At 66.7% G+C, this 24961-nt stretch carries 23 protein-coding genes; 5 read left to right on the plus strand and 18 right to left on the minus strand.

Annotated features, from left to right (window positions below):
* Positions 1 to 17: 17 nt before the first annotated feature.
* Together AU193_RS07055 and AU193_RS07060 are read right to left on the minus strand one after the other, a co-directional pair.
* Complete coding sequence (locus tag AU193_RS07055; RefSeq protein WP_064421656.1) at positions 18 to 1010, minus strand: hypothetical protein; 993 nt, start codon at positions 1008 to 1010, stop codon at positions 18 to 20.
* Entirely contained in the window at positions 1007 to 1846 is an 840-nt protein-coding gene (locus tag AU193_RS07060) for an alpha/beta hydrolase (RefSeq protein ID WP_064421657.1), read from the minus strand. Before AU193_RS07060 ends, AU193_RS07055 begins: the two co-directional genes overlap by 4 nt.
* A 16-nt stretch (positions 1847 to 1862) precedes the next feature.
* Here AU193_RS07060 and AU193_RS07065 point away from each other — a divergent pair, with 16 nt between their 5' ends.
* Complete coding sequence (locus AU193_RS07065; protein WP_064421658.1) at positions 1863 to 2897, plus strand: sigma-70 family RNA polymerase sigma factor; 1035 nt, start codon at positions 1863 to 1865, stop codon at positions 2895 to 2897.
* A 1-nt stretch (position 2898) separates the two neighbouring features.
* Here the strand turns inward: AU193_RS07065 and AU193_RS07070 are convergent, their stop codons facing one another.
* Positions 2899 to 3819 carry a DUF4436 family protein gene (locus tag AU193_RS07070; protein WP_064421659.1) on the minus strand — a complete coding sequence of 307 codons (921 nt, stop codon included), beginning with the start codon at positions 3817 to 3819 and terminating at the stop codon, positions 2899 to 2901.
* Positions 3820 to 3972: 153 nt separating this feature from the next.
* On the opposite strand from AU193_RS07070, the gene AU193_RS07075 reads away from it, so the two are divergent.
* From AU193_RS07075 to AU193_RS07085, 3 genes are all read left to right on the plus strand, one after another.
* Positions 3973 to 5097 (plus strand): NDMA-dependent alcohol dehydrogenase, encoded by a 1125-nt coding sequence (locus AU193_RS07075; protein ID WP_064421660.1) that lies wholly within the window; start codon positions 3973 to 3975, stop codon positions 5095 to 5097.
* Positions 5098 to 5182: 85 nt separating this feature from the next.
* Entirely contained in the window at positions 5183 to 5944 is a 762-nt protein-coding gene (locus AU193_RS07080) for a pirin-like bicupin family protein (protein WP_064421661.1), read from the plus strand.
* Positions 5922 to 7226, plus strand: a complete 1305-nt coding sequence (locus tag AU193_RS07085) for a sorbosone dehydrogenase family protein (protein ID WP_064421662.1) — start codon at positions 5922 to 5924, stop codon at positions 7224 to 7226. The genes AU193_RS07080 and AU193_RS07085 overlap by 23 nt, the downstream gene beginning before the upstream one ends.
* On the opposite strand, the gene AU193_RS07090 is transcribed toward AU193_RS07085, so the two are convergent.
* The gene (locus tag AU193_RS07090) at positions 7223 to 7516 is read right to left on the minus strand and encodes a GlsB/YeaQ/YmgE family stress response membrane protein (RefSeq protein ID WP_064421663.1); all 294 of its coding nucleotides are present in this window, start codon (positions 7514 to 7516) and stop codon (positions 7223 to 7225) included. The genes AU193_RS07085 and AU193_RS07090 overlap by 4 nt on opposite strands.
* Before the next feature lie 231 nt (positions 7517 to 7747).
* Between AU193_RS07090 and AU193_RS07095 the strand changes: the two genes are divergently transcribed.
* Positions 7748 to 8764 (plus strand): phosphodiester glycosidase family protein, encoded by a 1017-nt coding sequence (locus tag AU193_RS07095; RefSeq protein ID WP_371259159.1) that lies wholly within the window; start codon positions 7748 to 7750, stop codon positions 8762 to 8764.
* Here the strand turns inward: AU193_RS07095 and AU193_RS07100 are convergent.
* The 14 genes from AU193_RS07100 to AU193_RS07165 form a co-directional block, all read right to left on the minus strand.
* Positions 8761 to 11103 (minus strand): hypothetical protein, encoded by a 2343-nt coding sequence (locus tag AU193_RS07100; RefSeq protein ID WP_064421665.1) that lies wholly within the window; start codon positions 11101 to 11103, stop codon positions 8761 to 8763. The genes AU193_RS07095 and AU193_RS07100 overlap by 4 nt on opposite strands.
* A 269-nt stretch (positions 11104 to 11372) precedes the next feature.
* Positions 11373 to 12140 carry a fructosamine kinase family protein gene (locus AU193_RS07105; RefSeq protein ID WP_064421666.1) on the minus strand — a complete coding sequence of 256 codons (768 nt, stop codon included), beginning with the start codon at positions 12138 to 12140 and terminating at the stop codon, positions 11373 to 11375.
* A 122-nt stretch (positions 12141 to 12262) separates the two neighbouring features.
* Positions 12263 to 12946 (minus strand): YoaK family protein, encoded by a 684-nt coding sequence (locus AU193_RS07110; RefSeq protein WP_064421667.1) that lies wholly within the window; start codon positions 12944 to 12946, stop codon positions 12263 to 12265.
* Positions 12947 to 12964: 18 nt separating this feature from the next.
* On the minus strand, positions 12965 to 13810 hold the full coding sequence (locus tag AU193_RS07115) for a hypothetical protein (protein ID WP_064421668.1): 846 nt from the start codon (positions 13808 to 13810) through the stop codon (positions 12965 to 12967).
* Positions 13777 to 14328 (minus strand): hypothetical protein, encoded by a 552-nt coding sequence (locus AU193_RS07120; protein ID WP_064421669.1) that lies wholly within the window; start codon positions 14326 to 14328, stop codon positions 13777 to 13779. The genes AU193_RS07115 and AU193_RS07120 overlap by 34 nt, the downstream gene beginning before the upstream one ends.
* On the minus strand, positions 14325 to 15299 hold the full coding sequence (locus tag AU193_RS07125) for an RDD family protein (RefSeq protein ID WP_064421670.1): 975 nt from the start codon (positions 15297 to 15299) through the stop codon (positions 14325 to 14327). Before AU193_RS07125 ends, AU193_RS07120 begins: the two co-directional genes overlap by 4 nt.
* A complete protein-coding gene (locus AU193_RS07130) occupies positions 15296 to 15949 on the minus strand; it encodes a hypothetical protein (protein ID WP_064421671.1) in 654 nt (217 codons plus the stop codon). The genes AU193_RS07125 and AU193_RS07130 overlap by 4 nt, the downstream gene beginning before the upstream one ends.
* On the minus strand, positions 15919 to 17484 hold the full coding sequence (locus tag AU193_RS07135; RefSeq protein WP_064421672.1) for an MCE family protein: 1566 nt from the start codon (positions 17482 to 17484) through the stop codon (positions 15919 to 15921). Before AU193_RS07135 ends, AU193_RS07130 begins: the two co-directional genes overlap by 31 nt.
* 3 nt (positions 17485 to 17487) lie before the next feature.
* Complete coding sequence (locus AU193_RS07140) at positions 17488 to 18639, minus strand: MCE family protein (RefSeq protein ID WP_172798236.1); 1152 nt, start codon at positions 18637 to 18639, stop codon at positions 17488 to 17490.
* Positions 18639 to 20270, minus strand: a complete 1632-nt coding sequence (locus AU193_RS07145) for a virulence factor Mce family protein (protein ID WP_064421674.1) — start codon at positions 20268 to 20270, stop codon at positions 18639 to 18641. Before AU193_RS07145 ends, AU193_RS07140 begins: the two co-directional genes overlap by 1 nt.
* 11 nt (positions 20271 to 20281) lie before the next feature.
* Positions 20282 to 21850, minus strand: coding sequence for an MCE family protein (locus AU193_RS07150; RefSeq protein ID WP_064421675.1), 1569 nt, complete (start codon positions 21848 to 21850; stop codon positions 20282 to 20284).
* Positions 21847 to 22878 carry a virulence factor Mce family protein gene (locus AU193_RS07155; RefSeq protein ID WP_064421676.1) on the minus strand — a complete coding sequence of 344 codons (1032 nt, stop codon included), beginning with the start codon at positions 22876 to 22878 and terminating at the stop codon, positions 21847 to 21849. Before AU193_RS07155 ends, AU193_RS07150 begins: the two co-directional genes overlap by 4 nt.
* Complete coding sequence (locus tag AU193_RS07160) at positions 22875 to 24086, minus strand: MCE family protein (protein ID WP_064421677.1); 1212 nt, start codon at positions 24084 to 24086, stop codon at positions 22875 to 22877. The genes AU193_RS07155 and AU193_RS07160 overlap by 4 nt, the downstream gene beginning before the upstream one ends.
* A 4-nt stretch (positions 24087 to 24090) precedes the next feature.
* Positions 24091 to 24960 (minus strand): ABC transporter permease, encoded by an 870-nt coding sequence (locus AU193_RS07165; RefSeq protein WP_064421678.1) that lies wholly within the window; start codon positions 24958 to 24960, stop codon positions 24091 to 24093.
* Position 24961: the final 1 nt, after the last annotated feature.

The raw sequence follows: 24961 nt of genomic DNA on the forward strand, positions 1-24961 counted from the left end.
ACGTCATGGCGCAAAGATTAGGGTTTCCCGGCGACAAAACGGTCCAGCGCTTCGACAACCTGTGGAGAAAGTGGGTCTTGGGAGGCGTAATTGGCGACGTTGTCACTCGGGTCGTCGCGCAGCACGTGGTTGACGCCCTTGAGCTCGACGACCGTCAGCGCGGTGTGCCGCAGCGCGTCGGCGAGGGGCCGGGTCGAGTCGCACGACGCCTGTGCGTCGGAGTCCGAACAGGTCATCAGGACCGGCGTGCCTGCGGGCACCCTGGCCGCCAGCGTCAGCGGATCGATCTTGTCGGCCGCCACGACCGCATTGACGTTGCCCGGGTTCAACATCGCGCCGAGGCCCTCGGGCAGGTTCGCCGGCACCGTCCCCGTGGTGCGGACCTGCTCGACGGCCACCAGCCACGAGGTCAAGGTCTGCGGGGTGGCGTTGGCGCGAACCCGGTCGGTGATGATGTCGAGGTAGCGGCCGGACAGGGGCGCAAAAAGGCCTAGCGAGTGGATCCTCGGGGCGCCGGGGCCGGTGTCGCCGGCCAGCGTCATCGCGTGGATGGTGCCTTCGCCGACCGCGTAGACGGAGATGCGGGAGTCGTCGGTCCGCGACTGGTCGGCCAGGTAGCGCACCGCGGCTTTCGCGCCCGAGGTGTAGACCGCGCTCACCACCTCGGTGGGCCGCTGGGCGTACGGTCCGAGCCCGGTCTGGCCGGTGCCGACCTTGTCGTAGCGCAGGCTGGCCACGTCGAGGTCGGACAGCAGTTCGGCGAGTTGGCGCATGTTGCCGACCGGCCCGACGACGTGGTTGTCGCCGTTGCGGTCGGTGGCCCCGCTCTCGGAGATCAGCAGTGCGGCGGGCCTGGCCGCCTCATGGGTCTCGTACCGGTACGTGCCGTGGATGGTCAACCCGTCTGCGGTGAAGGTGACGTTCTGGTCGACCCATCCCATGTCGTCGGCCGAAGAGCACGCCGACAGCACGACTATCACCGAAAGCGCCGCGGCGACAACCGCTTTCAAAGCTTGGCCTCGATCCAGGAGGTGACGTCGTCGAGCACGAGGTCGCGCTCGGGCTCGTTGAACACCTCGTGGTAGAGCTCGGGATAGACCTTCAGGTGCGCGTCGGTCGATGCGACGCACGACAGGAGGTAGTGGCTGCCGGCGACGGGGATCAGCTTGTCCTGTTCGCCGTGCACGACCAGCAGCGGCGCGGTGAGGGCGGATGCCCGTTGCGGCATGGTCTCGCCGACCTTGATCAGCGCCTTGGCTACCCCGGCGGGGAGCTTGCCGTGGTGCACCATCGGGTCGGCCATGTACGCGGCCACCACCTCGGGGTCCCGCGACACCGCTTCGGTGGGCAGTTGTTCGACGGGCAGCCCCGGCAGGACGCTGCCGAGGGCCTTGGCGACCGCGATCATGACCGGTGACACCGCGTCGTGTGCGTAGACGGCGGGTCCGGACAGCACCATCGCGGTGTAGTCGTCGGGGTGCTCGACGCCGTAGGTGAAGACGATGCCACCGCCCATGCTGTGGCCCACGACGATGCGTGGCAGCCGGGGGTGCTCTTCGGTCGCGATCGTCACCAGGGTGTGGAAGTCGCCGGTGTACTCCCCGATGTTGCGCAGATAGACCCGTTTGCCACCGGAGCGGCCGTGGCCGCGCAGGTCGAGCGCGTAGGTGATCAAACCGGCCTCGCCGAACCGCTCTGCGACGTGGTCGTAGCGGCGGGCGTGCTCGGCGTATCCGTGGCACAGGACGACCACGCCACGCGGATCTCCCTCGGGAGTCCAGACGTCGTAGACGATGCGCACACCGCCGATACCGTCGAAGCTGCGTTCGCTGCGGGTCGTGGCCACGCAGCGAGACTATCCGTTGTCGGACCCACTGATTAAGCTCGGCGGCGTGACGGTCCTGGCCCACGATGTCGACGACGAGGCTCATGACAGCGGCGCTGAAGATGCCTTCCTGGCCGACGCCCAGCGGTATCGCCGGGAACTGATCGCGCACTGCTACCGGATGACCGGCTCAGTGCACGACGCCGAGGATCTGGTGCAGGAGACCTACCTGCGTGCGTGGAAGTCGTACAAAGGATTCGAAGGCAAATCGTCGGTGCGCACGTGGCTGTACCGGATCGCGACCAACACCTGCCTGACGGCGCTGGAGAGCAGGCAGCGCCGGCCGCTGCCGACGGGTCTGGGGGCCCCGAGTTCGGATCCGCTCGACGACATCGTCGCGCGCGATGAGGTGCCGTGGCTCGAGCCTCTGCCGGACCAAGCCGACGACCCGGCCGACCCCTCCGTCATCGTGGGCTCCCGCGAATCGGTGCGGCTGGCGTTCGTCGCGGCGCTGCAGCACCTCCCGCCGCGGCAGCGTGCCGTCCTGCTGATGCGCGACGTGCTGCAGTGGAAGGCGTCCGAGGTCGCCGATGCGGTGGGCGCGTCGACGGCGGCGGTGAACAGCCTGTTGCAACGTGCGCGCGCACAACTGGACGCCGTCGGTCCGAGTGAGGACGACGAGCTGCGGCCGCCGGAGTCGCCCGAGGCCCAGGACCTACTGGCGCGCTATATCGCCGCGTTCGAGAGCTACGACATCGACAAGCTGGTCGAGTTGTTCACCGCCGATGCCGTGTGGGAGATGCCGCCGTTCGACGGCTGGTACCAGGGCCCCGAGAACATCGTGCTGTTGAGCAAGACGCACTGCCCGGCCGAGGGTGCCGGCGACATGCGGTTCGTCCGGACCACCGCCAACGGTCAGCCGGCCGCGGCGCTTTACATGCTCAACCGGGAGACCGGCGTTCACGAGGCGTTTCAACTGCACGTGCTCGAGGTGACGTCGCACGGCATCGCGCATGTCGTGGCCTTCCACGCCACGACCTTCGCCGCCTTCGGGCTCGCCGATACGGCCTGATCTACGGTTTGCGGCCCAACGTGTACTCGTCGATGGTCAACCCCACCTTGGCGGCTTCGGCGCGCTCATAGGCGATGTCGTGCCGGTAGCCGAGCACGACGCTGGTGATCAACGCGATCGAGATGACGCCCTCGGCGATGAAGAACGCCGCGAAGTCGATGAGCGAGCCGATCGGCGGGCCGCCCGGGACGGCGTTCCGAAAAGGGATCAATGCGAACAGGATCGCCGCCATCATCGAGCAGGCCGGCAGCACCAGACCCCTGCGCCACCGCAGTGCGTAATAGGACGCCGTGACGGCCGCCGCGGCCAACCCCAACATCAGAACCATGACGAACACCGCGAACACCAGGGTCGGCGTGCTGCGCTGCATGAAGAGATCCGCGTCGACGCCGTCGCCGTCGACATCGGGGTCCTTCGCCAGCGCGACCCGGAAGAAGGCGTCGTTGTTGAACACGGTGATCGTCGTGGGCAGCACGGTGCCGTCGTCGGCGACGACGTTGAGCGCCATGAAGGCGCTGTAGCGATCGAAGGGGTAGTCGGTCGGAATCCCGGCCAGGCCGAATTTCTGCTCGATGACGGAGACGGCCTCTCCGCTGGGCAGGGCGACCGAGGGGTTGGTGAAGGAGTTGCTCTCCAGCCTGGTGGCCAGATCCAGATGTCCGTCCGCGTCGGCGTACGTCCCGTTGGGCACGATGTCGGTGACCGTCGCCGTCGCGGTCAATGTCGCGGTGTCGACCCGATTCACCCACAGCGTCAGGTCGACGCGGTCGGGCTTGTCGAAGTCGCCCAGTTGCAGACCGTCCTCGGCCCAGTGCCTGCTGGACGCGTACAGCGCCAGGCTGCCCGCCATCAGCACCGCCAACGCCACCAGGGAGATGGCGAGCGCCCGCACGGTGCGCCATCTCGGCGAAGGTGTGCTCATCGCGGGCAGCGTATTACGCCGTGACGCCGGAAGCCGGGGTCGACACCGCGGGACGGTCGGCTGGATCTGGTCCGCGACGGCCCGAAGCGCCTGTCTGCGCTGTTCAAGACCGGATTAGCACCCCTTCTGAAACGTGTTCTATAGTCGGCGGCCATGAAGACCAAGGGCGCGCTCCTGTGGGAGCTCAACTCGCCGTTCCGCATCGACGAGATCGAGATCGGTGACCCCGTCGCCGACGAGGTGCAGATTCGCCTGCACGCCGCGGGCATGTGCCATTCGGACTACCACCTGACCACCGGCGCCACCCCGATCGGGCTGCCTGCCCTCGGCGGACACGAGGGCGCCGGCGTCGTCACCAAGGTCGGCCGCAACGTCACCGGCCTGGAGGAGGGCGACCACGTCATCCTCGCGTTCATCCCGGCGTGCGGCGAATGCGCACCGTGCCTCAAGGGTCACCGCTCGCTGTGTGACCGCGGCGCGGTGCTGCTGGGCGGCAAGGCGATCGCCGACGGCACCTCACGGGTGCACGCCGGCGGCACCGAGGTCTCGCCGATGAACCTGCTGGGCACCTTCGCGCCGTACATGACCGTGCACAAGGACTCCGTCGTCAAGATCGACAACGACATCCCGTTCGAGTCGGCGGCGCTGCTGGGTTGCGCGGTGCCGACGGGCTTCGGGTCGGCCACCAACGTCGCCGACGTCCAACCCGGCGAGACCGTCGTGATCGTCGGGGTCGGCGGCATCGGCATGAGCGCACTGCAGGGCGCGGTGATCTCCGGCGCCCGCAACGTCGTCGCGATCGACCCGAACGCATGGAAGCGCGACCAGGCGATCAAGTTCGGCGCCACGCACGCCTACCCGTCGATGGCCGAGGCGATCGCCCCGATCATCGACCTCACCCACGGCGTCATGGCCGACAAGACGATCATCGCGGTGGGCGAGATGAAGGGTGAGTACATCGAAGAAGCCATGACGCTGACGACCAAGACCGGCACCTGCGTCGTGACGGGCATGGGTTCGATGATGGACGTCGACGTCAAACTCAACCTGTTCCTGTTCACGATGTTGCAGAAGACGTTGAAGGGCAACATCTTCGGCGGCGGCAGCTCGCACATCGAGACTCCCAAGCTGATCGGCCTGTACAAGTCCGGTCTGCTGAACATCGACGACATGGTCACCAGGACCTACCGCCTCGAGGACATCAACTCCGGCTATCAGGACATGCTCGAGGGCCGCAACATCCGCGGCGTCGTCATCTACGACGAGGCGGACTGGTAACCAACCGCTGCCGTGCCGCTCGATCAGCTATGTTGTCGCCTCCGGCAGCCCCCACCTAGGCTGGGCGCCGAGCGAGAGGTAAGCCGTGACCGCCCCCACCGTCGACATCCGCCGCGCCGACGACCGCGCGAAGACCACGATCTCCTGGCTGGACTCCAGGCATTCGTTCTCCTTCGGCAGCCACTACGAGCCGGAGAACACCCATCACGGTCTGCTGCTGGTCAACAACGACGACATCGTGAAGCCGGGTGCTGGGTTTGACACGCACCCGCACCGGGACATGGAAATCGTCACCTGGGTATTGCGCGGATCGCTGGTACACCAGGACTCCACCGGACACTCCGGGGTGATCTATCCGGGCCTGGCCCAACGGATGTCAGCCGGCCGCGGCATTCTGCACTCGGAGAAGAACGACTCGTGGACGCTGACCGGCACCGAAACCCACAGCGAGCCGGTGCATTTCGTCCAGATGTGGGTGGTCCCCGACGAATCGGGGATCGACCCCGGCTACCAGCAGCTCGAAATCGATGACGAACTTTTGCGCGGCGGTCTGATCACGATCGCCAGCGGTATGCCCGAGCATCGCGACCAGACCGCGATCTTCATCCGCAACTCCTACGCCGCCCTGCACGGCGCGCGCATGCAAGCCGGCGACAGCGTCGAACTGCCGCACGCCCCGTATCTGCACCTGTTCGTGCCCCGCGGCGAGGTCGCGTTGGAGGGCGCGGGCGCCCTGGGTGAGGGTGACGCCGTTCGTTTCACCGGTACGGGGGGCCAGCGCGTCACCGCCACCACGCCCGCCGAGATTCTGGTCTGGGAGATGCATGCGAGTTTGGCTGCGGCATAAGGCGATTGCGTGCGTCGCCGGTGTGATGCTGGCGGCGGGCTGCTCCTCGGATCCCCAGACCGCTCCGGCGCCGGACGGGACCACGGGTGAGTCCCCGACGAGCGCCGAAGCGACCGATGACCTGGCCGCGGTGACCGTCGCGGTCGACCCGGGCCTGGCACAGGCGCCGTTCGACGAGCCGCGCCGTGCGCTTGTTCCCGCCGGGTGGTCGATGTCCGTGTGGGCGCGAATCCCGAAGGCGAGGCTGGCCGCCTGGGCGCCCGACGGCGTGCTATTGGTGTCACAGCCGAGTACCGGCGAGGTGTTGCGGCTGCAGCCCACCGATGGGCAACCGCGCCAATCGACACTGCTCGCTGGACTCGACCAACCGCACGGGCTGGCGTTCGCAGGTGACACGCTCTACGTCGCCGAAAGCGACCAGGTCGATGCCTACACCTACGCCGACGGCGCGGCGACGGGGCGGCGCACCGTCGCGGGGAACCTGCCCGACGCGAAGAGTCCGGACCTGCAGGGCGCATATGCCCACGCACTCAAGTCCGTCGCGATCGGCCCCGACGGCAGCGTCTACTTCTCGATCGGCTCGACGGGCAACATCTCCGCCGAGGACCGCGACGCCGATCCACCGCGCGCCACGATCATGCGGGTCCCCCCGGGAGGTGGGCCCGCCGAGCCGTTCGCGACCGGTGTACGAAACGGAACCGGCCTGGCCATCGCCCCGGACGGGGCGGTGTGGACCGCCGTAAACAACCGCGACAACGTCGCCGACCCGCAGACCGGTGAAGTCCGCCAGGATTACGTCAGCCTGCATCCCCCGGAATCGGTTGCGCGACTGACGCCCGGCCGCGAATTAGGCTGGCCCTTCTGCAATCCCGACGGCGGTCCGGCGCTCCTGCCGTTGATCCGCGACGTGCAGACCAATGCCGACGGCAGCCGCCTGGACTGTGCGGCGCTCCCACCCATCGAACAGAGCCTCGACGCACACGCCGCTCCGCTGGGCATGGCCTTCACCGACGGCGTGTTGCCTGACCCGTATTCCCGCGGTGCGCTCATCGGGGTACACGGGTCGTGGAACCGCGAACCACCGCTCGCCCCGGAGGTGGCTTTCTTCGGCTGGCACAACGGCGAACTCGCCGACCAGCAGACGCTGGTCGGCGGGTTCCAAAATGATGCCGGCGCGCGGTGGGGCCGCCCGGTGGCCGCGGTGGTCGGGCCTGACGGTGCGGTCTACATCACCGACGACTACGCCGACGCGGTGTACCGGTTGGCCCCGCCGGGGCGTTAGCGGACGGTGGTTCCGCGGGTCGTACCGGAGCGTCGGCCGGTGATGCCGACGTAGATCGCGATCAGCACGATCGCGACGATGATGCCCACGAGGAACGGAATGATCTCCCAGCCGCCATTGGAATTGGAGTAACCGAGCTGGTAGGTCAACCAGGACCCGATGAACGAGCCGAGGGCGCCCAGAACGATCGTCATGATCACGCCGATGTTCTGCTTGCCCGGCATGATGAGCCGCGCGAGCGCGCCCACGATGAGACCGACGACGAGCGCGCTGAGGATGGTTCCGATCATTTCTGCTCCCTGTCTTGTTGACTGTCGCTGAGCGGATTACCCGTTCACCCGATATACCACGCGCCGACACGATGAAATCTGATCGTGATCGCTTTGTGACGCAAGTGGGTGCTGTTGACGGTGTGATGGATGGTGTCCTGTTTCAGCGTCTTCCCAGGGGTCCCGTTGTCGGCAGCATCGGCAAGCATCCGGCGCTTCGCGGTCTCGGTCGCGGCGCTGCTGACGTGCGCCATGGTGTCGACGACCGCGGCCGCCCCCGCCGCGAAGGCGGCGGACGCACGCGAGATGCTCGCCAACGCCATCGCCAACACCCGCGGTTCCTACCTCGTCTACAACTTCGGCGATGGCCATCCCGCCCCGATGCTCAACGCCGGCGGCAGCTGGTACGAGGGCGCCAACGGCGGGCGTCTGATGATCATCAAGTCGGCGTCCACACGTCTCGCGCCGCGCCTGCTGGTCGACTCGCACACCGGCTATCAGGCCCGCTGCGAACGCGACCCCCGCGCGCGCACCGGCGAGGGACTGTGGCAGGCGTCGGAGATCTTCACTCCGCTGCAGGCCTGGCAGGCGCTCGGACAGCCGACGATCGCGATCAACGCCAACTTCTTCGACGTGCGCGGTCAACGAGGCGGCTCGTGGAAGTCGACCGGATGCAGTTCACCGCTGGGCGCCTACGTCGACAACACTCGTGGCCAGGGACGCGCGAACATGGCGGTGACCGGCACCATCGCCTATGCGGGTAAGCAGGGGTTGTCCGGCGGCAACGAGGACTGGAAAGCGTTGTCCACCATGATTCTTCCGGTAGGCGGAGCGCCGTACGTGGTGCTGCCTGCCAGTCCCGACGATTACGACGCGGCGTCACCGGTGATTCAACGGCTGGTGGACGAGGGCGTGCGGTTCGTCGCCGTCGCCGGCATCGGCCTGCTCGCGCCCGGCGAGACCGGTCAGCTCAACGGCGGCGGACCGAGCGCGGCGCGCACCGCGCTCGCATACGCCAGGGACAAGGACGAGATGTACGTCTTTCAGGGCGGGAGCTACACCCCTGACCAGATCCAGGATCTGTTCCGCGGGTTGGGCAGTGACACCGCCATACTGCTCGACGGCGGCGGTTCGTCGTCGATCGTGCTGCGCCGCGACACCGGCGGCATGTGGACCGGCGCGGGCGCGCCCCGCGGATCCTGCGACACACGGCAGGTGCTGTGCGATTCGCGTGAACGAGGAGTGCCTAGCTGGCTCGCGTTCAACTAGGCGGCGGCGTCGGACCCCGCGCCGGATGAGCCGCTGTCCGCGTCGCCGGTGCTCGTGCCGGCGGAGTCTTTGTCCGGCTTGGCATGTCGGGGTGACGATCCCGGGATCGCCCTGACCGGCTCGCCGTTGTCGGGCTTGGCATGCCGCGGGCCGGGCTTGGCGCCCGTGTTGGGGCTGAACTTGTTGCCCGGCTTGTAGCCCGTCGTCGGCGAAGCCGTGTCACCGTCCCGGGCGTCGCCGGTCCTGGTTTCGCCGGTCTTGGTTTCGCCGGTCTTGGTTTCGCCGGTCCTGGCCTCGCCGGTCTTCACGTCCTCGCTGGCGGGCTCCTCGGTGGCCACCGCTTGCACGGCGACTTCGTCTGCGGGCTTCTGCACGACGACTTTCTCGATGAGGTCCGGGCGGGTTTCGTCGGTGGGCTCCTCGGCACCCTCCGGTTGGTCCGTGACGAGGCTGAGCATCCGCGAGGTCGAGTCGGGCAGCTCCGTCGGCGACGGGAGTTCGCTGTTCTCCCGCGTGGTGCCCGGGACGACATCGCCGGCGGCCTGCTCCAAAGCATCCTCGACGATTTCGGCCACCGCAGTGACAGGCGTTGTCTCCCATAGGGATCCGCCGGTGAGGAACCTGAGCAGACTGGTCAGGGCGTTCGGCGTGCCTACAGTCGGGTCGCCGCTGAAGAACTCCTTGACGATGCCCTGGACCAATTGGTTGAGAATGACGCCCGGTACCTGGCCCCAGTCGACACTCGGGAACGACATGAACGGCGTGGGGTCGCCGGCCTCGGTGAGGGTCCGCTCGTAACCGCCCGTCTGCGGGTTGTAGTACACGTCGGTGTAGCCGAGGTTTACCAGGCTGGTCAACGCCGGGGCGAGCGCGTTGGCCACCATGCTGAACGGATTGGAGCGCGCGACCGCTCCGAGTGTGACGAGGTTGAGCACGTCTGCGGCGAGGTACAGCGGCTCGAGCAGCGGCAGGGTCGCCGAGCGCAGCGTCAGATAGAGGTTGACCGCGAGCGGATCGCCGTTTGCGATGCGCTCCGCGAGGTCGTCCAGCTGCGCCAGCTGCTCGGGGTCCAGCGTGACGCCACGAAGCATGTACGTCGGGAGCAGTCCGGCAAAGAGGTTGTTGGCCAACGAGAAAGGGTTCGGCCATGCGGCGAAGTCGCTCAGCAGGTCGTACTGGACCGTCGCGTCGACCTTGATGGGGATGAGGTTCGCGCCGCCGATGGATAGGCCGGTGTCCAACAGCGGGATACCCCCGCTGTGTGAGGCTTCCGTTTCCGGGGTGACCGTCTTGATACCCGCCAGCCCGAACAGGGGATAGAAGCGGGCAAACATGCCGCCGTTGGCGCGCCCGGGATTTCGCAGCAGGATCATCGGGAGAATGGTGATGCTGCCCAGGAGCGGATGCTCGGCGGCGTTCTCCCCGCCTGGTTGATTCACCAGATCCCCGACGATCCGCTCGTATGCCGCTCCGGCGGAGAAGGCGCCGAGCCCTATGCCCAGTACCACCGGCACCCGGACCTCGACGGCGTCGATATCGGGGATCGTGATACCGATCAAGTCCAGCACCGGGTCGAGGATCTCGAGCTCACGCAGCAGGGACTGAAGGCTGACTTCCGCGTCGAGGTACGGGGTCTTGTTGACCGCGTCGGCGATGGCGTTCGGCAGGCCCGGCACCCACCCGAGATCGACACCCAACAGCTTGAGCACGGTGAAAACGGGACCCGCGGTGATCAGGTTGACCGGACCGGGGAGGTCGGAGAGATCGAACGGGTTGCTGAGGTCGACACCGACCAGTTCGAGCAGGCCGCCGAGCGTACCGGGCAGCGAGCCGGCCAGCAGGTTGCTGATCTGCTCTTCTACGCCGGGGGTGACGATTCCGAGGGGGTCGACGAGGGCACCGACCACTCCTGGGACATTGATCGGAATCGCGCCGACCACCTCCGCGAGCAAACCCGGCGGGATCTGCCCCAACACGCCGCCGAGCAGGTTGTCGAGCACGGTCTCCGGATCGGCGCCAGCCGCCTGTGCGAGTACGGCGAGGTTGAAGTTCTCGACTACGAGCCGGATGAGCACCTCGGCGGCGACCTGGCCGAGGTCGTACGCCGCCGGACCGAGGCCGAACGTGAGGTCGGGGATCTCGTCGGGTCCGGGCCACTGATTCACCGCCGCGGCCAGTCTGACGTCGGTGTCTACCACCGTCTTCGAATCGTCCCGCGGCTCGGGCAGGGGGGCGGCGCCGATGGTGATTGCCGTGGCTGTCGCGGTGGCCGCACCGATCGCGGTGATTTTCTTCGGGCTTCGGTTGCGCTTGCGGTGCCTGCCGTGTCTACCAGCCACTGATCCGGTCCTTTCGAACGAAACAGCTATTTACGTGACCGTAACAGGCACACTCTCACGTGGGCGCTGATTGAGCAAACTCTTTGGCTTGACAAATAAGCAGACTTATCGGATTGCGAGTGGCTGCTGGCACGGCTGCGGATCGTTGGGTTCGAACGGCGGCCGAACCTTTGCCGATATTCGCGCTCGGTTGCCCTGAAATTGCGGTTCGCGCTTCTGGATGAACGCACCGACGACCCTCGGCCGCCACAGCGGGTCTGGCTGATGGCCTAAAGCGCGAGGGCGCTCTGAGCGGCCGCCGCCGTTTGCCGGGCGTATCCTCCGCCGAACAGCACGACGTGAGCCAGCAGCGGATAAAGCTGGTGCAATCCGGCCCGGCCGCGCCATCCGGGCCGCAGCGCCCGCACGGACTGGTAGCCGTCGACCACCTCGTCGAAATTGGGGCAGCCGAACAGCGCAAGCATCGCTAGATCCGTCTCGCGGTGACCACCGTGTGCGGCGGGGTCGATCAGCACCACGCCGTCCGGAGTCCACATCACGTTGCCGCTCCACAGATCGCCGTGCAGGCGCGCGGGCGGGTCGTCGTCGTCGAAAGCCCCTTCCCCGCACCGCGCCATCACCATGTCGATCGCTGCACGGCATTGCGCGTCGAGTCGGTCGGCCGCCTCTCGTGCCATGGGCGCCAGCCTCTCGCGTGCGTAGAAGGCGCCCCACCGCTGATGCCCCCGCAACGACATCGGCAACGGTTCGTGCATCGGCCCGAAGAACCCCGGCCCTTCCCACCCGTCCGGCGGTGCTCCGAACGCCGCCGCTCCGGCGTCGTGGGTGCGCGCGAGTCGGCACCCGAACTCACGCGCCGCTGACCGGCTGGGTGCAACACGCCGCAGCCGTTCCAGTGTGAGACTGGTGTCGTCGTAACCGAGTACGGTCGCGCACGGCACCCCTCCGTCGACCGCCGAAAGCCATTGCAGCCCAGCGGCTTCGCAGGCGAAGAAGCCCTGCGGCGCGGAGGGGTTACGCTTGACGAACTCCCCCATCGGTCAGGGTTGGCCGGACGCCCGGCGTAACACGGCGTCGGTGATGTTCAGAATCACCACCGAGATGTACTGCCGATTCCGCGTGATGCGCCGGTGACGAGTACCGAAGGCATACGACAAGACTAGCCTCGGCCCCGCTTCTCGCCGACCCAGAACAAGGCGCCGCTGATCGCCACCAGCACAGCCGCGAGTCCGATGATCGGCGCGACGGTGAAGCGGGTCATCGTCGCACCCAGAGCAGCCCCACCGCACATCGCCAACACCACGCTGTAGCGCAGCTTCTCCCGTTCGCCGGTGCCACCGGCCAACCGGCTGTCGAATCCGATCCGCACGATCGTCGTCGTCAGCACCGTGGTCGACAGCTCCTGGATACCGAACTGCTGGGCGGTGGAATTCTGGACGCCGAACGTCACGGCGAGGCCGGCGATGAGAAGCAGTTTCGTGTTGTCTTGATAGTCGAGCACGCCGGTTCCCGCGAGCACCGACAGGACGGTGAGCGTCGCCACCTCGAACGCCAGGGTGATCGCCAGCCAGCGGCGGACAGGTGTCCCGAGGTGGCGGGTGAACCGGCCACTGAGCACCGCGCCCGCGACGAAGCCGGCGAACGCGACGAGCGCGGCGGTCACGTCGACACCCGAATGCGGCACCAGCCAAAATCCGAGGAAGATCACGTTCCCGGTCATGTTGGCCACGAAGACGTGGCCGAGCTCGAGGACGCTGACCGCATCGACCAGGCCTGTCGCAAACGTGAGCAGCAGTAGACAGGTGATCGTCAACCGTTGCGAGACAGGGGATTCGACCGCCACGCGTCGTCAGCTTCCCGACTACAGCTGCGGCGTAAGATCCAGCGACGTGATGGTCGACATGCGGGTGATCAGCCACTTGGCATCCCGGCGCTCCATGGTCAACCGGTAGGACAGGTAACGCAGCGAAGGGATGTTCTTGCTCATCGGGCTGGTCGCCACCGAATTGGTGTAGACGATCGCGGTGGCCTCGTCGGGAGTCAGCGTCTCCACCGCCGCGCCCAGCACCTGTGTGGTGTTGGTGACCTGCGCTTGTTTGTTCGTTGCGACGATCGCGTCGATGTATTTGCGGTATTCGTAGGCGAAGTCGCCACCGAGAAACGCCTCCGACCGGTCCGGCAACGTCTCCATGTTGTCGGGCGTGTAGGTCCACAGCGTGGAGATCGCGCTGGCCGCAGTACGGGCGACGTCGAGTTTGGTGTCGATCTCGGCTCGTTCTGACAAGTAGGGCTGCAGGGTCGACGCGGCGAACGCGGCGGCACCGACGAACAGCACGCCGGCCGCTACCATCGCCGCGACGAGCCTCTTGCCGGCGGGTTGGTGCGCCACGAATCGCACTTCGTGTGGCACGACCGCGGATTCGTCGGGGGCGGGTGTCTCCTGGGTCGCGGTGTCGACGGCCTTGTCGTCCGCGTCCTCGACGCGTGTGCTGCCGCGGCGCTTCGCCTTGCCGACCGGTCGCGGGGCGGGCGCATCCGCTGCGGGTGTCGGCTCCTGCGTCTCCGCGGCGTCGGAATCCGGTGTTGCCACAACCGTTTCCGCCTGTCGGCGACGAAGGGAGAACCACCGGCGTCGACGCGGTGCCGGGGTGGATTCCGCCGAGGGCTCGGTGGTCAGATCACCTGGATCAGCTGGCTGATCTTCCACTGCTGTCCTTCCTTGATAGTCGTTGCGATCCAACGACTTCCACTCTCGACTGTCGATTTGCCGTCGGGCCCTTTCGTGGAGATCTTGGTCGCGACAAGGATGTCGGCGCTGCCGTTGTCGTTCCAACGCTGCACACCCGCGGCCAGCACGGCGCCGTTGGTGGGCTCTGCCTGCGCGACCTGGATCAGGATCTCGTTTTGTTTCTCCTTGAACATTTTCGCGAACTCACCCGTGCCCTGAGCCAGGATCCGGTCCACGTAGGCATTGGCGTCGAAGGGGTCCAGCGTCGTGTAGTCGGTCATGAACTCGCTGACGTAGACCAGCGCGGCCTGGTCGTTGGCGACGGTGCGGCGGTGGTCCTCATGGCTGACCAACATCAGCGAGCCCGCCGTGATAGCGGCCGCCATGAACAGCGACGCGACCGCGGCGATGATCGGCAGCCCCCAGCGCCGCGGTGGTTTCGGCTCCACCTCGAAGAAGTCCCGCTCGTCGGCGTCGACTCTGCGCCGCGGGCTCATTGGCCCTGCGGATTCATCTGCGGCCGCTTCAGCACGGTGAGGTCGGCGACGCGCCACTGACCATCGCCGGATTTCGTGAACTCGACCTGCACGGTGGCGGTGATGAACTTCAGCTCATCGGGGTTGTCGCCCCGCTGGCCCTGCAGCGCCAGCAGCATCTCCGCGGTGTCCGGCGTCGCTTTGAGCACCGCGCTGCTGACCGCCCAATACTCGTTGGAGCTGACACCGGCGTTCTGTCCGGACTTCTGCTGGTCGATCAACTGCTGCCGGTAACCGTCGGTGGCCAGTGACTGTGCGCGCGCGAAGTCCTCCTGCATGGTGTCGCGCTGGAAGCTCAGCATCTGCTCGACGACGCGCGGGCCCTGTTCGGCGATCTGTTGTCTGGTCTGCTCGACCGCGCGCTCGTGTCGGTACACCACCCAGTAGTTCACCGCGACTGCTGCCGCACAGGCCAGCGCCGCGACGATCAGCACGACGGCGGTTAACTTGCGGACGTTGCGCTGCGGGGGTGGCACCGGACGCACCTCGGTGCGCAGCAGCAGGTCTGCGAAGGTGCGGCCGCGCCGGTCCCATCGCGGCCACAACCATCCGATGAACAAGGCGGCGGTGTCGAGCAGGTGCGCGACGTCGCGCAGGAGCAGTCGCCACACTCCCGGCGGCGAACCGTCGCGCTTTTTGACCGCGATACCGCAGAGCGCACGCCCCAGCGAGAAACCCACGGCTGTCGGCAGCACGAGGCGATTGACCGCCATCGCCAGCACCACCAGGCCCATCGCCACCAGATATCCCCACCACAGCGGACTGCGCTGCGGTGCGGTCAGCGACACCAGCGCCAGCGTCGCCACCACCGCGAGCCCGGTCAGGACGTCGACGGCGAACGCGCCGGCCCTGGCCGACCATGACGCCACCGGTTCGTCGACGGCCAGGTCGGTGGCAGCCGAGTCGGGAGGCGCTTCGGTCAACGACGTCACGAGGTGACCTGGTCGAGTTTGGCGATCTTGTAGTCGCCTTCGTCGTCGGGCGCCATCTTCACCCGGAGTCGATATCCCTGCTCCTGATCGGCGACGTCGGAGTTGGTCACCTTCACTCGCACCGCGACGAGGACGTCGAATGTTCCGTCGTCGTTGTGCTTCTCGACGGCTGCACGCATATCCGACACCTGCACCTGGACCTGAGCTGCCTGGTAGGCCTCCGCCAGCACCCCGGCATACAGCGAGGACTGTACGGCGAAATCACCCGTCGAGCACTCGATGATCTTGGACTGGGCCGCCGTCATCGTGGCCGTGTCGGGAGCATGCGTCGCGGACACACAGTCCTTCGCCGCCTGCACTGCGGCAGCCTCTGCACGGTCGGCGGCCGCGACCTTCTGGTCGTTTCTGAACAATAGGAATCCCGCGACGCCGCCCGCGGCGGCCAACAGCAGCAGCGCCGCACAGATGCCGGCAGCCAACCCGCGCCCGATCCTGGACGGGCGGCGAGGCGCGGCCTCACGTTCTACAGTGTCGGATTCCTGCGGGGGTGCCTGCGGGGGTGCGCTGTCTGCAGATCCTGCTAACGGCTCGTCTGGCGTCTCATCAGCATCGGTGGGGTTCAGCTGGCGGGTGCCAGCATCTCCTTCCATCCGTCGTCTCCTGGGTTGCTCGAGTTGCTGACGTTGTACCTCACGCCGTCGGGTCCGACCACCTGGCCGCTGGTCGGGCTGTACACCGCCGTGGAGCCGGGTGGCCCTGGTGCCGGAGTGTAGATGCACGGGTTGGGCTGTTGTCCACTGCAGGTCACGCTGCCCTGTCCCGGCGGGGTCAGCGGGTCGCTGATCGGCGCCGTGACCCGGGGCGGCGGCAGGTCGCTCGCCGGGGCGGGGTTCATGCCGTTGTTGACCGACGGGGCTTGGATGACGCCGCGGCCAGGATTGACGCCCTGGTCGCAGCGCGCCGCCGGCGCGGGGCACGACAAGACCTGGTTGGGGTCGCCGTACCACGGGTTGGTCCCCAGCGGGACATACGGTTCGTCGCTGCGGCATTCCATGGGAGTCGCCGCACGTTTTCCGGGGACGTCGGCGCACGGGTAGTTCCGGGCGCCGCGGACCACGTTGGCCTGATAGTCCTTCGGGATCTTGCAGTACGTGCCACGGGGCAGCGGCGCCATCGAGACATCGGCCGGGGAACGCCATTCGGACGCGGGCAGGAACCCGGTCAGGCAGGGCGGAGGCTGGTTGATCGACAGCGCGAGCGGCAACTGTCCGACATCCTCGAACAGCGTGCCCGCCTGCGCGGCCACCGAGCCCTGAGGGAGGATCACCAGCGTCTGTTCGAGTCCCTTGTTGTAGCGCTTGAGCATGTCGATGACGATCGCCAGGTTCGCCAATGTTTGAGGCAGCGAGTCACGGACCCCGCTGAACACCGCCGACACCTGGTCGAGAGTGGGCGGAGCCTGTTGTAGACCGCTACGCAGCGCGGCATCCTGCTCGGCCGCCTGCGCGGCGATCACGTTGAGGTTGCGCGACCACTGCTCGATGTTGTCGCCCGACTGGACCTGGCTGTCCAGGATCGGCGCGGCGTTCTCGATGATGTCGTTGACTTGGGGCAGATGCTCCTGGAAACCCTGCGCGATTTGAGTCGTCGAATCGACCAACCGCTGCAGCGCCGGGCCCAGACCCCCCACCGCCTCCGAGGTTTCGGTCAGCAGCTTGTCGATCTTCTCCTTGGGCAACACCGCCAAACCCCGGTTGGCCGCATCCAGCGCCGGACCCACCTCGCTGGGCACCGTGCTCTCGGTGATCGTCGATCCCGGTGCCAAATACTGATCCGGATTCCCCGTCGAGACGAGGTCCAGATACTGCTCACCGATCGCCGACACCGAATGCACGTTGGCCGTGGCATCGGCGGGGATCTTGTAGCGATCCTCGATCCTCATCACGGCCAACGCGCCGCGCTCGGTCGGCTCGACCGAGGTGACTTTGCCGATCTGCGTGCCGCGGTAGGTGACGTTGGCCGTCGCGTACAGACCACCCGACCGCGGAAGTTCGGCCTTCAGCTCGTACTGTCCGATGCCGACGAGACTCGGAATGCGCAGGTAGTACCAGCCCAGCACCACCACGGCGACGATCGTCAGGATGGTGAACAGCACCAACTGAATCTTGATGAACCTCGTCAACACAGCTCACTCACCCCGTTCCACCAGCGGGCCGTTCGGCGCGTTGTGTGCATTCGGCGTGAACCGCACATCCGGAATCATCGTGGCGGGGTCTCGTCCCCACGCCTGCTCGAGTGCGCGCAGCATGCCCGAGATGCCGGTGCCCGACAGGATGCCGTTGTCGACGGCTGACAGCGTCAGGTCGACGGTAAGCGACGCGTTGAGGAAGTCGCCGCGGACGACTTTCGGCACGTTCTCGATCGAGAACGGCGCCGTGAGCATCAGCTTCAGCGCCCCGATGAGGTAGGGCGATGCCCGTCCCAGCTGTTTGAGCGGCCGCTGCAGGTTCTGCAGGTTGGTGTGCAGGTCGTCGCTGACCGGCGCCAACGCATTGTCCGCGGCCCGGCTGATGCGTCCGAGTGCTTCAACGGCGTCGGCGAACAGATCGCGGGTGTCCGCGAAGTGCTTGATCAGTGGCGGGAACTCGGTCAGCACGCGGTCGAGTGTCTGGTTACGCTGCGCGACGATCGACAACAGGCGGTCGGTGGCATCGATCGCGCGTGTGATGTCCTGACGCTGCTGATTCAGTTCATCGGTGAACGTGTCGAGCTTGTTGAGGAACTCGCGGATCTGGTCGGCCCGACCGTTGAGAACGTTGAAGATCTCGGTCTGGATGACCTCGAGGTTCTGCACCCCGCCGCCCTGCAGGATGGACGCGATGCTGGCGAGCACGCGTTCGGTCGAGGGGTAGGCCGATGCGTTCGCGAGCGGGATGGTGTCGCCGTTGCGCAACGGCTCCGGTGACGGGTTCGGCGGAGGTTCCAACTCGACGTGCTGTGAACCCAGGAGGCTCGTCTGGCCGATGCGGGCCAGTGCGTTCTTGGGCAGCCGGACGTCGGATTGCAGATCGAGGGTCAACGTCGCGACCCAGTTCTTCAGCTCGATGGCGCGGACCCGGCCGACATAGACGTCGGCCACCCGGACGCGGCTGTTGACGTTGAGCGCCAGCGTGTCTGGCATCTGCACGTAGATCGTCGTCTTGTCCGGGCCGGTGCCCGGGCCGCCCGGCAGCGGCACGTTGGCAATGCCCTTCCAAGAACCGCACGAACTGAGCACCAGCGCGATCGCGGTCAGCGCGAGGGCGCGCTGCGCGGACGTTCTCCACTTGTGCGCGATCATCATCTACCTGCCTCTGCTGGTAGCGGTGGTCCCGCGGGCGCCGGGGCGGCGGGCGCAGGCGCGGGGCCTGCCAACGGCGATCCGCCCGGATCACCCGGGATCACGCCCGGCGCCGGCGGCGGCGGCGGGCCCGGCTGCGGGTACCACGGTGGCGGCAGCGGGTTGTTCTGGTCGAAGGCGTTCGGCGGGCCGGGCAGATTGCCGTCGCGGGTGGTGCCGAATGCGGGCGGTGCGGCCGGGATCGCGCAGTCGGGCCCGCCCAGCAGTTCCGCGAGGCACTCGGGGGTCATCATGTTGGCCGTGAACGGTTGCACGTCGACGCCCTGCATTCCCGGTGCGGCGACCCATCCGGGTTCGTGGTTGCCGTGCGAGAACAACGTGTCGCGCGACCAGATGCCGGGGACGGTGGTGTCCTTGTAACCCGGCGGCGGCTGCAGACGCGGCTCGGAGTACGCGATGTGCTTGGGCAGCGTCAGGGCCGAGGCGAACTGGTTCACGCCGAACGGCGGGAAATTGAACTTGATCGCGTCGAGGATGGGCGCGAGGTATTGGGCACACATCTCCGCCGATTCCTGGTATCCGAGCCTGCTCCCCGCCTGAATCGCGCTGCACACAAACTGAAGCGGGTTCGCGAAGTTGTTGATCACGGGGATGCCCATCACACCGCCGGTGACCGGCGAGATGATGTTCATCAGATTCGCGCCCAGCGTGGGGAACACGTGCAGCGCGGTTTCGAGGCCGTCGCGGGATTCTGGCTGCAGAATCGCCGTCGTCACCTGCTCTAAGTTGTTGATGTCGTGGGTCAGCACCTCGGCGTTCTCGTCGAGGAACGCCCGCGTGGTGGTCAACAGCTGGTTGAGGTCCTGCAGTGCGTTCGCGACCTCCCGGTCGGTGTTGGTGAACGCGTTGGTGAACTCGGCGAGGTCGTTGTTCAACGCGACGAACTGTTGATCGCTGCGGTACAGCGCGTTGACGAACAGCGCCAGACTCTTGACGATGCCGAAGAAGTCGTTCCGGCCCTCGTTCAGAGCGAACAGCGCCTCCGAGAGGTTGTTCAGCGTCGCGTTGAGTTGCTTGCCCTTCCCGGCGAAGCCGTCCGCGGCCGACTCGATGATGTCGCCGAACGGGCCCTTCGGCTGGTCCGGCGTCGGACCGAGGTCGGTCAGGATGCGGTTGATCGAGTCACGCAGTTCGTCGTACTCGACCGGCACCTGTGTGCGCTCGATCGGGATTACGGCGCCGTCCTCCATCACCGGCCCGCCGGTGTAGGGCGGCGCCAGCTGGATGTTGCGCGACGCCACCAGGCTGGGGTTCAGAATGGATGCCGTCGCATTGGCGGGCACCTTGAACTTGTTCTCGTAGTTGAAGGTGACCTTCATCCGGTCGCCGGCAGGCTGAATCGACTCGATCTGGCCGACCTGCACACCCATGATCTGCACCTTGTCGCCCGGATACAGCGCAAGGGTGTCGCTGAAGTAGGCGACGACGGTGTTCGTCGTCAACTTCTTGTACAGGTTGTAGCCGATGAAGGCCGCCACCAACGCCAGCACCACGATCAGCGCGCCGATGATGACGGCCGCGCGGGACACCGTGGGCAGCTTCAGGTTTCGGACGTTGAAGATCGTCGACATCTGCTAACCCCCTAACCCTGCTGCGATCCCGGCGGAAGGAACGGTGGATTCCCTGGTAGCGGCGGCTGACCTGCGGGGGCCAACTGCTGCCCGGGTCCCGGCACCGCAGGCGCGGGCAGCGCCGGTGGCAACGGGGCGATACCGGGCGTGAAGTCCGGCGGTTGCGGGGGCATCGGGCCGACGGGCACGGTGCGCGCGCCGGGCGGTGCGGGCGGAAGCTGGCCGTGCGCACCAGGCACGTTCGGCGGGATCTGGCCCGGAATGGCCGCGGCGGGCACACCCGGCGACGGCTGCGGACCGTGCACGTTCGGATCCGAGGTTGCGACGTTCGGCGGTCCGTACGGTGGTCCACCGAACGGACCCACGGACAGGTCCGCACACGGCAGCGGGTCGCCCGGCCGCGGAATACCGTCGGCAGGGGGCGTGTACGAGCACGGCGATCCCTTCAGCACACCGGGTCCCGGGTTCTCCGGGGTGCCCTCGATCACGGCGGGTCCGGGCGGCGGTGCGCCGTTGTCGAAGCCCTGCGCGTTCGGGTCCGGCCACCGCCAGGCGGGCAGGCCCGCGTCACGCCAGAACTTCTCCGGGTCGATCCCGCGCTTCTTGAAGGCGGCGTCCACGAATGGCTGCAGGATCTGGCCCGGCAGCAGGTTGACGAGCATGACCTTGAAGTACGGACCCGAAGCGACCGCTTCACCCAGCGACGCCACGAAGCTGGCGGTGGTGACGAGCGTGTCCATCAGGTCGAATCGCCGTTCCCGCAGCACGTCGCTGACGACGCGCAGCTGTTCGAGCACCCTGTTGAGGTTCGGGTTGTCGTCGATGAAGCCCTTGACCTGTTCGGAGAACGCACCGACCCGCTCGAGCAACATGCTGACCGCGTATTGGCGCTCGTTGATGGCGCCCAGCAGCGACTGGGCATTGACCAACAGACGGTTGATCTGTTCGCTGCGGGTACCGAGGATGCCCGCGATCTCGTTGGCGTTGCGCAACAGCTTCTTGATGTCCTCATCGCGCTTGCCGATGGTGTCGGAGAACCGGGCCACCCCGTCGAGCGCGGCGCTCAGGTGAGGGTAGGTCTGGTCGATGGTCTCGGAGAGCACGTTCAGCGATTCCCGCACCGTCCGGGTGTCCCACTCGGAGGCGGCCTTCGTGACGTCGAAGAACGCGTCGTAGATCTGATACGGCGTGGTGGTCTGGCCGAGCGGGAGAACACCGTTGGCGCGCAGCGGATCGGACCCCCGCGGCTCGATTTCGATGTTGCGGCGGCCGAGAATCGTGTCGGTGCGGATCGCCGCGCGGCTGGCGGTGCCGATCTGCGTGCCGGCGAGCGAGAAGCCGATCCTGACCCTGTCGCCCTGGATCTCCATGTTGCGCACCAGCCCGACGTCGACGCCCGCGATGCGCACCTTGTCGCCCTTGCCGATGCCGCCGGTGTCGGAGAACTCCGCGTAGTAGGTGGGTGTCGCGAAGAGCATCGGCACGCTGGCGAAGCTCTGCCCCACGCCGATGACGATGATCAGGATGACGATGCCCATCAACCCGTTTCGGACCCTGTTCGATCCCTCGAGCGTCCTCATTGCGGCGTGCACCTACCCGACGGCTGGGTCAACAGTTTGACGGTCCGAACTGGGCCACCCGGCTGGAGCCCGTTGAGGCGAAGCGAGATATCGCAGGCGTAGAAGTTGAAGAAGTCGCCGTAGATGCCGCCGGCCCGCCCGATGATCTTGAACGCCGTCGGCAGCCTGACGAGAATGTCGTTCAACTGCTCCCTCTGGTCCACCAGCGGTTGCTGGATCGTCTCGAGGTGACCGATGGTGCTCTGCAGCAGCGGCCGGTTGTCGGCGAGCAGATCGGCGACCGTGCCTGCGGCGTCGCTGATGTCGGCGACCGAGGAGGCGATCGGATCGGAGCGGTTCTTCAGTCCGGTGATCAGCTTCTCGAAATCCTGCACGGTCTGGTCGAACTCCGCCTGGTGCCTGACCGTCGTGTCCAGCACGGTGTTGAGGTTCCTGATGACCTCGCCGATGGCCTGGTCGCGGTCCGCCAGCGCTGCGGTCAGCGAGGCGGTCTGGTCGAGGATGTCGTTGATGGTGCCGCCCTGGCCCTGGAAGACGGTGATGATCGACTTGGCGATCTCGTTGACCTTGTCGGGATCCAGTGCCCGGAACACCGGCCGGAACCCGCCGATCAGCGCGTCGAGATCCAGCGCGGGGTGGGTGCGCTCGATCGGGATCGTGGCGCCGGCGGGCATCCGCTTGTCGCTGTCGCCCCGCTTGAGTTCGAGGTACCTGTCGCCGATCAGGTTCAGATAGCGGATCGAGGCGGTGGTGCCTTCGAACAGCGGCAGCGACCGGTCGACGTTGAACTCGACCTTCGCCTGCGTGCCGCCGTTGGTCAGCTCGACCTTGGACACCTTGCCGACCTCTACACCCGAGGCACGGACGAACTGTCCGGAGCGAAGGCCGCTGGCACTCGAGAAGATCGCGGTATAGCCGGTGGTGCGGTCGAAGCGCACCTGCCCGAACACCACCACGATGATCGCGGTGAACAGCAACAGCACCAGCGAGAAGGCGCCGAGCTTGATGGCGGTACCGGTGATTTTCATGGGTTGATCGTGTTCTCCCCGATTTGGCGACCCCAGACGTACTCGATCAGGATCGGTTGGCCCAACTCGAAGTGGTTGTACGGCGCGATCGACGCACCGGTGTCCATGACCAGATACGGCGCGGGCCACAGGTCGCGGGTCACCGGCTGCCAACAGCCGGGACGACCTTCAGGACCACCTCGCGCGTTCACTCGCGGCAGGTTGTCCGGATACACGTACGGGTTCGCCGCGCCCATCAGCTCCGACAGCGTCCGCAGCGAATAACCGTTGCCGCCGAGCGAGGCCGCCACCTTGGGCTCCACATCGTGGAAATTGCGGATCGTGCAGAACAGCCCTGGGCTGTACTCGTCGAGAAGCTCAGAGGTGATGACGAGGTCCTCTGCACCCCGCACCAGATACGGTCCGCTGCGCTCGAAGATGTCGGCACCGATGTTGCCGAAGCCGATCGACGCGACCAGGGCCTGATCCAGGTTGCCTTGCTGTTCGTTGAGCGTACGGGCGGTGGTGACCGCGTTCTCCAGCCCGTCGAACAGATCAGGCGCGGCGTTGGCGTACACCTCGCCGAGGTCGGCCAGCAGCCGGTTGTCCCGACGGAGTTCGGGCATCCTGGCGTTGACGTCGGTGAGGATCTCGTTGCCGTTGATGATCGACTGGCCGAAGCGATCGCCCAGCCCGTCGAGCGCTTCGGCCGTCGCGCTGAGTGTCTGGTTCAGCTTGATCGGGTCGACCTGCTCCGAAATCGACACGACCGTTTCGAACAAGGTGTTGAACTCTGTGGTCACCGTCGTCACGTCGATCACATCCGACGACGTGATGCGTTGCGGTGTCGGGTTTTTCGGGCTCGAGAAGTTGACGTACTTGTTGCCGAAGACGGTGGTCGCATCGATGCTGGCGTCGACGTTCTTCGGAATCAGCTCGAGGTACTTGGGGTCCACGTCGAGAATGATCTTGGCCCTGGGCTGGCCGCCGACGTCGACCGCTTCCACGTTCGCCACCCGGCCGATCTCGACACCGTTGTATGTCACCTTGGCGCCGGGATCCATGGACAGGCCCGACCGCGCGGAGATCATCGTCAACTGTTCGCGCGGCAGGAACTCGCCGCGGAACTGCATGTACACCAGCACCAGCCCGACGACGGCCAGCAGGGTCAGCACCAGCCCGGCCAGCTTGTACGGCGGGGTGCGGGGGTTGTTGAGTGGGGCGGTCATCGCGCTACACCGTCAGGTTGAAGTTCGGGTCGACGCCGTAGAGCGCCAACGAGGCGAACAGGACCACACAGACGATCGCCACCAGCGATGCGCGCATCGAGCGACCGACGGCCTCGCCGACGCCGACCGGGCCGCCGCTGGCGAAGTACCCGTAGTAGCAGTGGTTGAGCATCACGATGACCGAGATGATCACTGCCTGGATGAACGACCAGAAGACGTCGTCGGGACGCAGGAACGTCCGGAAGTAGTGCTCGTAGGTGCCGATCGACTGGCCGTAGAAGAACGTGGTGGTCACCTGAGCCGACAGGAAGCTCATGATGATCGCCATCGCGTACAGCGGGATGATCACGATGAAGCCCGCCATGATCCGGGTCGACACCAGGTACGAGATCGACTTGATGCCCATCACCTCGAGGGCGTCGATCTCCTCGCTGATGCGCATGGCGCCGAGCTCCGCGGTCGCGCCCGCTCCGACGGTGGCGGCCAGCGCCTGACCCGCGACGACCGGTGCGGCGATGCGCACGTTGATCAGCGCGGCGAAGAAGCCGGTGAACGCTTCGACACCGATGTTGCCGAGCGAGGCGAACCCCTGGATCGCGACCAGCGACGAACCGGACAGCGTCACGAAGCCGACGATCGCGACCGTACCGCCGATCACGGCCATCGCTCCCGTGCCCATGCCGATCTCGGCGATCAGGCGCAGCGTCTCCTTGCGGTAGTAGCGCAGTGCGTGGCCGATCGACCCGACCGCGGTGATGACGAACCACGCGACGTGCCCAACGCTGTCGAGGAACCGCCCGGGCGCACTGGCGAGGTTCTGCGCACGGCTGAACCCCCGCGGAAACCGAGAACGCAGGACGGTTGTCGTCGACACG

The sequence above is a fragment of the Mycobacterium sp. GA-1285 genome (genome assembly GCF_001499905.1).
GTDB lineage: Bacteria > Actinomycetota > Actinomycetes > Mycobacteriales > Mycobacteriaceae > Mycobacterium.